The sequence below is a fragment of the Salmonella sp. 741265073_HBA genome (assembly GCF_046569105.1).
GTDB classification, from domain to species: domain Bacteria; phylum Pseudomonadota; class Gammaproteobacteria; order Enterobacterales; family Enterobacteriaceae; genus Salmonella; species Salmonella enterica.
Genome location: NZ_JBKFRY010000016.1, coordinates 77429 through 89829, shown reverse-complemented (window position 1 = coordinate 89829; position 12401 = coordinate 77429). Strand labels below are relative to the sequence as shown.

General features: G+C 46.0%; 9 protein-coding genes. 3 read left to right on the top strand and 6 right to left on the bottom strand.

The features are described from left to right. Positions 1 to 208 precede the first annotated feature (208 nt). From ACLD3P_RS19050 to ACLD3P_RS19035, 4 genes are all read right to left on the bottom strand, one after another. Positions 209 to 1315, bottom strand: a complete 1107-nt coding sequence (locus ACLD3P_RS19050; protein ID WP_077951163.1) for a Gfo/Idh/MocA family protein — start codon at positions 1313 to 1315, stop codon at positions 209 to 211. Positions 1316 to 1325: 10 nt separating this feature from the next. Continuing rightward, a complete protein-coding gene (locus tag ACLD3P_RS19045; RefSeq protein ID WP_000560758.1) occupies positions 1326 to 2606 on the bottom strand; it encodes an MFS transporter in 1281 nt (426 codons plus the stop codon). A gap of 282 nt (positions 2607 to 2888) precedes the next feature. Further along, positions 2889 to 3581 (bottom strand): oligogalacturonate-specific porin KdgM family protein, encoded by a 693-nt coding sequence (locus tag ACLD3P_RS19040; RefSeq protein ID WP_000700610.1) that lies wholly within the window; start codon positions 3579 to 3581, stop codon positions 2889 to 2891. A 45-nt stretch (positions 3582 to 3626) separates the two neighbouring features. Further along, positions 3627 to 4787 carry an N-acetylneuraminate epimerase gene (locus ACLD3P_RS19035; protein ID WP_015405990.1) on the bottom strand — a complete coding sequence of 387 codons (1161 nt, stop codon included), beginning with the start codon at positions 4785 to 4787 and terminating at the stop codon, positions 3627 to 3629. Between the two features lie 506 nt (positions 4788 to 5293). Here ACLD3P_RS19035 and ACLD3P_RS19030 point away from each other — a divergent pair. From ACLD3P_RS19030 to ACLD3P_RS19020, 3 genes are all read left to right on the top strand, one after another. After that, positions 5294 to 5974, top strand: a complete 681-nt coding sequence (locus ACLD3P_RS19030) for an N-acetylmannosamine-6-phosphate 2-epimerase (protein WP_131046146.1) — start codon at positions 5294 to 5296, stop codon at positions 5972 to 5974. Between the two features lie 336 nt (positions 5975 to 6310). Continuing rightward, positions 6311 to 7807 (top strand): sodium:solute symporter, encoded by a 1497-nt coding sequence (locus ACLD3P_RS19025; RefSeq protein ID WP_131046147.1) that lies wholly within the window; start codon positions 6311 to 6313, stop codon positions 7805 to 7807. Positions 7808 to 8091: 284 nt separating this feature from the next. After that, a complete protein-coding gene (locus ACLD3P_RS19020) occupies positions 8092 to 8973 on the top strand; it encodes a MurR/RpiR family transcriptional regulator (protein ID WP_023252067.1) in 882 nt (293 codons plus the stop codon). A 104-nt stretch (positions 8974 to 9077) separates the two neighbouring features. On the opposite strand, the gene phoH is transcribed toward ACLD3P_RS19020, so the two are convergent. Both phoH and putP read right to left on the bottom strand, forming a co-directional pair. Next, entirely contained in the window at positions 9078 to 9866 is a 789-nt protein-coding gene (phoH, locus tag ACLD3P_RS19015; protein WP_000533527.1) for a phosphate starvation-inducible protein PhoH, read from the bottom strand. Positions 9867 to 10758: 892 nt separating this feature from the next. Further along, complete coding sequence (putP, locus tag ACLD3P_RS19010; RefSeq protein WP_001018467.1) at positions 10759 to 12267, bottom strand: sodium/proline symporter PutP; 1509 nt, start codon at positions 12265 to 12267, stop codon at positions 10759 to 10761. Between the last annotated feature and the right edge of the window lie 134 nt (positions 12268 to 12401).

Here is a 12401-nt window from a genome sequence, read left to right as displayed (position 1 = left end):
TGCGAGGAGACTGCCCGAAGGGCGAGCGCAGCGAGTCAATCCCCCCCTCACCGCCATATTTAAGAAAGAGCTCGTACGAATGTACGGGCTTTTTTCGCATTAAGCCCCCCCGTCCATTGCCGGATGGCGGCACAGTTCACGGGCGCCTTATCCGGTCTACATAAGCGCAGCGCCACCGAGCAATAACACCACCATCCGGCTTTCAATTTTAGCCAAGAATTTCAGTGAGTTTAACTTTGCGCCCCTCGTTTGAGGAAAGCGTCGCAGCATCAGCGGTAGCAATGGCATTTGTCGCCGCTTCTCCCGTTAGCAATTTAGCAAACTCCTCGCCTGGCTCCAGACCGTTTATCACATCATGCAAGTACTGCATCTCCAGTTTCATAATTGATGAGAGCCACATCGGCGTACGTTTACCGGGTTTACCATAAGCGATTGCGCCATCCATCTCGCTGGATATGTTACCGTTGCGACGATCGTCATCCTCCGCCTGGCTTTCATGCACAAGAAAGTGTGTTTTTTTGCCCGCTTTTATTAGATAACCAGCCGTATTTTGCATATCAATGAGAATTGCACCTGTCGTGCCCTCAATTAATACATAGTGCTCAGGGTAGTGGAACGATGATCCCCACTGAAGTGTCGCGAAACGACCGCTTTCAAACTCAAGGGTGATTAGGACAACATCATCTTCATCACCAAATTTTTCACCTTTGTGCGCAACATTCCCCGCCGCCATTGAAACCAGGGATGGGGTTTCATCCATGATGAACAGTGTACAATCTAGCTCGTGAATGTGATGGTACAGATGCCCACCTGACTTTGCGCGAATCTTCTTCCATGAGATCTCATCCTGCACGTCTTCAAAACCATTACGTTTAGTGTGAACTTGTGTAACTTCACCGATTTCACCGGCTTTGATGAGCGCTTTAGCGTGGCGAACCCCGTGAAAAAAGTTCATAACGTGACCCGCCATAAAGGTAACACCAGCTTCTTTGCAGGCATCAACCATATCCTTACAATCCTGGTAATTTAAGGCTATAGGTTTTTCACAAAACACGTGTTTACCCGCTTTAGCCGCCGCAATGACTGGCTCTTTATGTAAGTAATTTGGTGAAGCAATAATTACGCAATCCACATCAGGATGGGTACAAAGCGCCTCCATCGTTGCAGTGGCGACACAGTTCAACTCTTTCGCTATCGGAGCCGCATTTACCGGATCGTAAATCGCAGTGATTTTCGCCCCTTCAACCTTAGACATAAATCGCGCCAGTTCAGCGCCAAAATAACCTGTACCTACAACACCGTATTTCGTCATCATTTATCCTCTATTAAAATTCTTTTGTTGATTGAAAACTTTCACGACGTGCTTTTAGTCTATCCGGAATGGATAGGCCAATAATGAGTAGAATTGTTGCGGTCCAGAAAGCAACAATGAACGTTAGCGCAGCGCCTAGCCCCATTGTTATTCCAAGCCAGGTCGCCGCCATTGAATTGAATGTGCCTGATGTCGCAGCAAGATTATAAATCAGCCCGGTACCCAAACCACGAACCTCAAGAGGAAAGTAGTCGTAGAGAAATTTGGGAACCAACCCGCCAACACCTACGTTAGTCGCCATTAAACCGAATAAACATGCGCCCAGCAGTAAATAATTATCTTGCGGAATTCTGAATAACGGGAAAATGAATAAAAAGGACATGAGAAGACCAATGCTGAACGTTTTCTTCAAACCAATTCTGTCTGCGCACAGACCCCAAACGATATTTCCCAATACAGTGCCGAATGCCGCCGCCGTCATTAAATTAGAGACCACGCCCGTATCAAAGCCCTCTCCCGCCAAATATGTAGGCAGTAGACCAAAGATCGGCCAGTTTGCGCCGAAAATAGAGAACAGAACAATAAATACACATAATGTCAGTGGAAATTGAGCTCGATTAAATAGCCCTTTCATTGACAAAGAGAAAACTGACCAGGCACTTTGTGAATGCTTTCCGGGACCACTGAGTTTGGCTTCTTCCCACTCTTTAGATTCAGGAGCCCTGGCCCGGATGTAGATTACTAAAAGAACGGGTAGCAAACCGACAAAAAAAGCAGCACGCCAACCATACGCTTCGGCAAATGACGGCATAAAATAGGCTGCTATGATGTTACCAATACCGAAACCTGAAACCAGAAATGCGCTCGCTTTAGATTTTAAATGCTTTGGCCAACTTTCCACGGCATAAGTAGAAGCGCAAGCATACTCCCCCGCCATCCCCATACCGACAATGAAGCGACTAAGCGTCAGCATAATTACACCGGAAGCCAGGCCACTTAACCCTGTACCTACAGAATAGGCAACTATCGACCACATCATTAACGGCTTACGGCCAAATTTGTCTGCCAGCAGACCAAATAGCGCCCCGCCAAATGGTCGCCCAATAAAGGCCGCTGTGGCAAGGAATGCGCCCTCCATATCTGTCAATCCTAAGTCAGCCTTGATCAGATACATAATGTAGAAAATCAGCATAAAGTCGAAGCCGTCAAAAACGTAACCCAGCCATGCTGAAAATAAAGCATTTTTTTGTGGACGAGTTATCTCGCTATACCACGGGAAGAATTTTGCTATCACAATAAAACCCTTATTTGCTGTTACCGTCTGAAATGCTTACGGAATTAATTTTTAAGTCATATCAATTGCCGAATAAGACACAATCAACCGGCACTTTCCGACAACCGCCTGAGATCGTAGCTATGTAAGACGTATATTCATTGTTTATCATCCTTATTCGTAGCTACGTTAAGGACGTGAATACTCAAGACAAAGTCTAACGTTCTGTAACGTAGCCACGGGCTATAAGATTATCGATATGAATACTAAGCAAAGATTAGTACAGTAACTCTTTAACCTTTCTCAAAAGTGGTATTGTAATCCAACGCGATAACGGGTCTGTCTCTCATCGGTATTATTTCTCACCGCTACATTTCCGACCTCAACGTATGGTGTAAATGACTTATTCAGTTTCCAGGCTAAAGCCACATTATGTTCATAGTTTGTTTTTTTGTTATCAAATTTAATTTGATCGCTATCCATCCAGGTAAAGTTATATTCTAATTTCAACTCATCAAAAACATAACCTATATAAGTATCAAATCTATTCGTTTTCTCATCATCACTATAGTTAGCTGTCTTCCTTGCATAGTCATAACGGTAACGACCAGCCATATAAACACCAGAATCAAAATTATATTGCCCCCTTAAATAAGGCTTATAAATTGAAGTGTCTGGACCGCTTTCAAATATAAATCCAGGCTGCAAAACAAAATTGTCCGTAACTTTATAATTATAACTTACGCCCAGTTCTATAGCGTTTGCGACGAGATCGCTTAAATGCTTATCCTGCTCACCATCTACTCCTCCCGATTTAACGCTGGCATCGACATAAAAACCAATGCCGTTAGGAAGCTTTTCAATTATAGCAATACGGTCTTTATTAATTCTGGTTCTATCAGCATATTCATGCCGATAATCAAGGGTTGCCGCTTGTAGATATGATGAAAATGCTATAAACGAAACCATACCAAGAAGATATTTGTTGATTTTCATAAAATACTCCGCTCATCAATTAACTTTATTTTTGTATTTAAAAAATTATTTTATTAATAAATTACCATCACGCATGGTAAAGGAGGTTACAGACGAAACAGGTTTCCCTTTAGCATTTTCACCACCAATAAGGAAAACTTCATCACCATAACTTACTGATACACCATAGCCGAGAGGTTGTTTCATTTTACCCATATATTGCCAATGGCCATTAACCAAACCATAGACTTCATCTCGCCATTTTTTATTTATTCCTTCGTGGGAGTAAAACTTTCCATTGGTATAATTTTGTTTTGCTCCCGGAAAATTCGCGCCACCACCGACAAGCAGGACACCGTGACTATAGCCCGAAAATGCTCCGGCCAACCCTTCCTGCTGTTGTTCTCCAGGCGATGGCGGTAACTGGCTGTTCTTCAACCATGTTAGCTTGTCGTTATCCCACATGGCGCGGTAAATCACATCGGTACGTAAACCCGGTTTGAGCTCACCATTAATCAGCATCAGGAAATTATTTTCCATTACCGATGACGATCCTGCCGTCCCCGCGCCTGGCAGCTCACCGGCATTCTTCCATGTGTTCTCTTTAGCATTGTAGATAAATACGATTTTATTAAAAAAATAATCTTTGGCAGGTTTATTAAAATAATTATAGATGACTTTATTTTTTTCACTTTCATCCGCAGCCGCAGCCGCTATATCAATAAAATACTTATCAAAGATATGCTCATTAACCCCTCCGGTAATAAGTACCATCGTTTCGTTTAATTTTACTCCCGTATGCCCTGTTAATCCAACTGGAGATATAGTGTCAACTTTTTGCCATGTATTTTTCACCGGTGAGTATTTGTACACATCGCTATAAACCTGCAACGGTGATTCACTGTTTTTTTTCCCTACGCCACCAAAAACATAAAGCTCATCATTTAAAAATACCGACACGGATTGCTCACGAGCTCCACCAGGAAACGACTTTATACGCTCCCAGTCTTTATGTTGCTTTTTAAGATCAATTTTATACCAGGATGTCCCTGCGGTACCTAAGCCGACATAAATCACGCCATTATTATCAATAGCGCCAGTACCATTTTTCAGTGGTTCTGGTATATCAGGAAGCGTCGTTGCATATCCTGATGTGGTGATAGCAACTGAGAAACATAGCGCCATTAGCGTCATCATTTTCTTAAAATTTTTCATCTGCATCCCCATGCGAAGAAATACAATTGGAGTAAAGCTTCATCATTAGTGATCTTATGGTGCACAATTTCAACAATGACAATGACAAAATGTGACCAAGCGCTAAAAATAATTACATGGAGTTATCATGTGCGAGGTAAAAGCACCCCATGGTGATGTTAGAAGTGATTATGGGTGACCTGTTATGGCCAAACTCATTAGTGATAGCATTCTGAATAAATACAACAAGAATTATGTGATGCATTTCATACTGGCTATCCCGTGGCGTATAAGCTCCTTCTGAGCATTTTATCTTTATGCCGGAAGCAATTAATAAAATACAGCAAGCTGCCGTCAGAATGAATTGTATTTGTCTTGTAGCTTCAGGTTATAGCCTCAAATCCGCTGGCGCAGTAATTGAATAACAAACATACCTTATGACTGTGTTCACATTTTTCTATCTTTTTGCTTGATGTAGCAACACTCCACGACATAACATAAAACGGAGTAAAACTTCAAAACATATAAGGCGGAACTGGATGTCACTATTAGCCAGGCTGGAACAAAGTGTACACGAAAACGGTGGGCTGATTGTCTCATGCCAACCGGTATCAGGCAGCCCTATGGATAAACCTGAAATTGTGGCTGCAATGGCACAGGCAGCGGCTTCGGCGGGTGCGGTCGCTGTGCGCATTGAAGGCATTGAGAATCTGCGGACTGTTCGTCCCCATCTTTCTGTTCCTATTATTGGGATAATTAAACGTGACCTTACAGGGTCGCCAGTCCGTATCACTCCATATTTACAGGATGTTGACGCCCTGGCGCAGGCAGGTGCCGATATTATCGCTTTTGATGCCTCATTCCGCTCTCGCCCGGTTGATATTGATAGTTTACTGACACGTATTCGCCTGCATGGATTACTGGCGATGGCAGACTGTTCAACCGTGAATGAAGGCATAAGTTGCCATCAGAAAGGAATCGAATTCATTGGTACAACACTGTCTGGCTATACCGGCCCCATCACGCCGGTTGAGCCAGATTTGGCAATGGTGACGCAACTGAGCCATGCAGGTTGTCGTGTTATTGCCGAGGGGCGCTATAACACGCCTGCACTGGCGGCCAATGCTATTGAGCATGGTGCCTGGGCAGTTACCGTTGGTTCCGCTATTACCCGTATCGAGCATATCTGTCAGTGGTTCAGTCACGCAGTAAAACGCTGAACAGGAAAAGAAAATGAACACGCTTACTATTGATATTTATGTCTCAGAGAATAATCCGACGTTAATAATGCTATCGGCAAATACGATACCCAGGCCTGAAGCCTGTTTGAACGCAATATCGGATATCTGCTATTTCAGGTATCCGGCAGGACATACGTCTGGGCATCACCATTGGTGGAGCATAAATGCTCTGCCTTTTACATCTCATGATTACCGTCATTGGGATTAACAAAAACTATTACTTGATCTGAATATCGTATCGTCTGAATGATGGGAAGGTAAAAATACACAGACGATGACCGCAACTCTACTCAAAACCATAAGCAGGAAAGAACTATGATTACACATTCTTTCGGCATCGTTAATTATCTTGTATTATTTGGCTACCTCCTGGCCATGATGTTAGTCGGTGTCTATTTTTCCAGACGGCAAAAAACAGCAGACGATTATTTTCGCGGTGGTGGCCGGGTTCCTGGTTGGGCGGCTGGGGTCAGTGTATTTGCTACTACGTTAAGCTCAATTACATTTATGTCAATTCCTGCCAAAGCGTTTACTTCCGACTGGACGTTTATCATTGGTCAGTATCTGGCTATCGCAATTTTACCGCTGGTTTTTTATTTCTATATTCCGTTTTTTCGGAAATTGAAAGTCACATCAGCCTATGAATATCTCGAAGCACGGTTCGATGTGCGCTGCCGTCTATTCGCCAGCATGTCATTTATGTTGTTTCATATCGGACGTATCGCCATTATCACTTTCCTCACCGTGCTGGCCTTGCGCCCCTTCATCGCTATAGACCCGGTGATTTTGGTACTGTTGATTAGCGTGATGTGTATCATTTATACCTGGATGGGTGGAATTGAAGGAGTAATATGGACTGATGTTATTCAAGGCCTCTTACTTTCTGGCAGCGCGATACTGATTTTTATAGTGATATGTCTCAAAGTCCAGGGCGGCATTGGTGAAATTTTTACGGTGACGCAGCAGGCGGATAAATTCTTTCCGGCTACGCAGTTCCACTGGAGCTGGACGGAAAGCACAGTACCTGTATTGATGATTGGTTTTCTGTTTGCCAATATTCAGCAATTTACTGCCAGTCAGGATGTGGTCCAACGCTATATCGTGACTGACTCCATAGAGGAAACGAAGAAAACATTACTTACAAATGCCAAACTGGTTGCTGTGATCCCTGTTTTCTTTTTTGCTATCGGCTCGGCATTGTTTGTCTACTATCAGCAACATCCACAATTATTACCGGCGGGATTCAACACTGGCGGCATTTTACCCTTATTCGTGGTCACCGAAATGCCAGTCGGCATTGCAGGGTTGATAATCGCCGCTATTTTCGCTGCTGCGCAGTCCAGTATCTCCAGCAGCTTAAACAGCATTTCCAGTTGTTTTAATTCCGATATCTATCAGCGTTTGAGTCATAAAAAAAGAACGCCTGAAAACCGTATGAAAATAGCTAAGTTAGTTATTCTGGTCGCGGGCCTGATAAGTAGCGCGGCCTCGGTATGGCTGGTCATGGCCGATGAATCAGAAATCTGGGATGCATTTAATAGTCTGATAGGTCTGATGGGAGGGCCAATGACCGGTCTGTTCATGCTGGGCATTTTCTTTAAACGAGCAAATGCCGGGAGTGCGGTTTTAGGAATTATTATCAGCGTCATTACCGTGCTGGGCGCACGCTATGCCACTGACCTTAACTTCTTCTTTTATGGGGTCATTGGCTCGCTAAGCGTGGTGATCAGCGGCGTTATTTTCGCCCCGTTATTTGCCCCGACACCGCCATTGACGCTGGATGAAAAACCTGAACCAAAGGTGACATTATGATTTCATGATACCACGCTATACCGACACAGCACACGGTGACGCCAACGCGCGGGGCAACAATGCCGGGCCAGGTATAAACCATCCGTCAAATGGCGCGCTATAAACACCGTAAGAGCAACAGATTACTCTCCAGTGATGTTCTGTCATAAGTTGGCAACGCGATGTAAATATTCCCCCTCCTTTACTTACATCGCGCTTTTTTTCATGCCGCAGAATTGATAGGCTCTGCTCTGTTCGATATTGCAGGCTTTGTGCCGCAATCAGCCCCCAAGAGCAGGAACTATATGGAGTCTCAACCCCCACGTCTTAAACCCGGAAAAATCCTTGACACTCTGGGTGCTATGCAAAAAAGCCTGACACGTGCCTCCCAGCGTATTGCGCAATATATTTTAGCCTTCCCCAGACAGGTGACACAGTCATCTATTGCCGATTTGTCGCGCGACACACAGGCCGGAGAAGCCACGGTTATCCGCTTTTGTCGCACCCTGGGCTATAAAGGTTTTCAGGATTTTAAAATGGACCTGGCCATTGAACTTGCCACTACCGAGTCTGATGACAGTAGTCCTCTACTGGATGCCGAAGTTAGCGAATCCGACGATGCCCACGCCATTGGTTTAAAATTGCAGAACACCATTAGTAATGTATTATCTGAAACGCTAAATCTGCTTGATATGCAACAGGTTCTCGGTGTCGTGGACGCCCTACGTCACTGTCACTCAGTTTATATCTTTGGTGTGGGCTCATCGGGGATCACGGCGCTGGATATGAAACACAAGCTAATGCGTATTGGTTTACGGGGCGATGCGGTAAGCAATAACCATTTTATGTACATGCAGGCTACGCTATTAAAAGCAGGCGATGTCGCGATGGGTGTCAGTCACTCGGGCACATCGCCAGAAACAGTGCATTCACTCCGATTGGCCCGACAGGCTGGCGCCACCACAGTCGCCATTACCCATAATCTGGGTTCTCCATTATGTGAAGAGGCCGATTTTTGCCTGATCAATGGTAATCGGCAAGGAATGTTGCAGGGTGACTCGATCGGTACGAAAGCCGCGCAGCTTTTCGTCTTTGACCTGCTCTATACCCTTCTTGTACAGTCCTCGCCGGAACAGGCCCGAGAAAGCAAATTACGGACAATGAATGCCCTGGACATGACAAAATAATTCCCTTCACGTACAGGCGTCATTTCCTTTTTTGTCCATGAGTCTGCTGGACGCTTTATAGACAACAAAGCCCGGTCTCCCGGGCTCTGAAAGTCAATGCTATATTAGCTGTATGCGTGAAGCGTTCGCTGACAAAGCGCCGAGCGCACGCAGTCGTCTTTGTTGAAATGCACAATCCCTACCATTTCATCTTCTTCAAAGCGTTCCAACGCATCGCTCAACCCGGAACGCACGCCGCGCGGCAGGTCGCATTGCGTAATATCGCCATTGACAATGACCGTGACATTTTCGCCTAGTCGCGTCAAAAACATTTTCATTTGCGCCGCAGTCACATTTTGCGCCTCGTCGAGGATCACGACCGCATTTTCAAAAGTACGCCCACGCATATAGGCGAACGGGGCAATTTCTACCTTACCGATTTCCGGGCGCAAACAATATTGCATAAAGGACGCGCCCAACCGTTTAAGCAGGACATCGTAGACGGGACGAAAATAAGGCGCGAATTTTTCAGCGATATCACCGGGCAAAAAACCAAGATCTTCATCAGCTTGCAATACCGGACGCGTCACAATGATCCTCTCGACGTCCTTATGAATCAATGCTTCTGCCGCCTTTGCCGCACTGATCCATGTTTTTCCGCAGCCGGCTTCGCCGGTCGCAAAAATAAGCTGTTTACTGTCAATAGCGTTCAGATAATGCGCCTGTGCTTCATTTCGCGCCTTAACAGGAGAGGTATCGCGACTATCGCGCGCCATGCCAATGGCTTCTACTCCGCCCATCTGTACCAGTGACGTGACCGATTCTTCTTCACGTTGCTTATGACTACGCGAATCTCGTCTCAACACACGCTTTGCTTCACGACGAGCTTTGATCACTGCTTTTTGTCTTCCCATGGATAGCACCTTGAGTTGTAGGTATACATCACCCGCGTTCTCTTGAACGCGATTATGCGCACACACATCTGAGGGTTGGCTTCCTTGTAAGCCTTAGCTTGCTTTTTGAAACGACGCCACACACGGCTACGCGCACCACATATGACGTCATGGGTATGGACAGTAAGAGAAATGATGAGAGCTTTTAAGGTGACAAGACCACCACCGGAGAGAGAATGTCCGTACAGGGTGTTGTAACTACTGTAAACAATGTGTCCTGGTGCGGACATTACCATTCGCGATCTCCATAGTGAGTGACCATCACTGCCGGGGAACTACCGCTATTACTACTAAGTACAACACAAAACATCAATAATGCAACAATATATTCACCAAACATTAACCAAACATTATTGCGTCATTGTCAGTCTCTTACAGAAAGATTACACAATTATTTCATTGGCAGGAGACTAAAAAAGATAATCATTAGCTACTATGGGTATTAATGGTGAAACCACCCATAAGCCATTGAATATTAAACATATAAAAGGTTAAAATGGAGTAATTAACATGTCCTCTCTCCCATCGCTAAAACGGCATTATTTATGCAAAATTTTGTGCGGCATACTTACGCGAGTAACGCTGACTCGTTTTAATTTTTGTCATTATCCTATTGCGTCAAGGCTATTGGTACCATTAACAGGCGATTTCATATATGGCCAGTTAGTGATTACTCGAGACGTATTACGGCCGCGTTAACGGCGCTCAAGGGCTAAAAATAGTTTGAGAGAGCGTCCTCATTTACCTGAACATCTTCAGTCAATCGGTCCGGGACTTATCAGAGGGCCAGGCAGGCGTATAACGCCGCCTGGTAAAATATGTCCGATGGCAATAATGCTATCGGACATGTCGGTTATTCCGCCTGTAGCTTCGACGGCGGCGCGGAATGATAATGCGCGTCCGCTTTTGCAAAGCGTTCCTGCATCGCTGCTGTCGGCGCTTTGCCAAGCAGGCTAAAGATTACGATCCCCAGGCTGCCGAAAATGAAGCCAGGGATGATCTCATACAGATCCAGCCAGCCATATTGTTTCCAGACGATAACCGTCACCGCGCCAATAATCATTCCCGCCAGCGCGCCGTTACGTGTCATACGCGACCACATCACAGAAAACAGGACAACAGGTCCAAATGCCGCGCCGAATCCAGCCCAGGCGTAGCTCACCAGCCCCAGCACACGGTTATCGGGATTCGCCGCCAGCGCAATGGCGATCAGCGCTACCACCAGCACCATCACTCGCCCTACCCATACCAGCTCTTGCTGGCTGGCGCTTTTACGCAGAAAAGCCTTATATAAATCTTCCGTAATCGCGCTGGAGCATACCAGCAACTGACAGCTCAACGTCGACATCACCGCCGCCAGGATAGCAGACAGCAGAACACCGGCAATCCACGGGTTAAACAGGATCTGCGCCAGTTCAATAAATACGCGTTCTGAGTTTTGGTTCACCGCCCCGGCCAGCGCGGGGTTATTGTTAAAGTACGCAATGCCAAAGAAGCCCACCGCCACCGCGCCCGCCAGACACAGAATCATCCAGGTCATACTGATACGACGCGCATGAACAATACTGTGATGGGAATCCGCCGCCATAAAGCGCGCCAGGATATGCGGCTGACCGAAGTAACCCAGTCCCCAGCCCATCAGAGAAATAATAGCGACAAAATTCAGCCCCTTGAGCATGTCGACATTCTCGATGCTCTTTTGCTTGATCACCTCCAGCGACTCGCTAAAACCGCCTACGCCGACAATAACCATCACCGGCGTCAGGATTAACGCAAAAATCATCAGGCTGGCCTGAACGGTATCCGTCCAGCTAACGGCAAGAAACCCGCCTATAAACGTATAAATAATGGTTGCCGCGGCCCCCGCCCACAGTGCGGTTTCATAGCTCATACCGAAGGTGCTTTCGAACAGTCGTGCCCCAGCGACAATACCTGATGCGCAATAGATAGTGAAAAACAGCAGAATGACCAGCGCGGAAATAATACGCAGGACTCGGCTCTTATCTTCAAACCGACCGGTAAAATAGTCCGGTAGCGTGAGCGCGTTATTGTTAAATTCGGTATGCACGCGCAGGCGCCCGGCCACCAGCTTCCAGTTAATCCATGCGCCTAACGTCAGGCCAATGGCGATCCAGCTTTCAGAGATCCCCGACAGAAAGATAGCGCCAGGCAGCCCCATTAACAGCCAGCCGCTCATATCCGACGCGCCGGCTGATAAAGCCGTAACAAACGGCCCCAGGCTGCGACCGCCAAGAATATAGTCATCAAAGTTTTTGGTTGAGCGCCAGGCGATAAACCCAATCAATATCATGCCAAAAATATAGACACAGAATGTCACCAACATCGGTGTGCTAATAGCCATCAAGGTTCTCCAAATTTATTTATTGGCACTACCGTAGCGTGCCGTTTTGTACCCTGCCGGAACGTGGCAAGGGTGTTATGTTTACCAGGGCGACCGTATCCTGCCGGAAGCGGTGGTTATTCACAATCGATTTA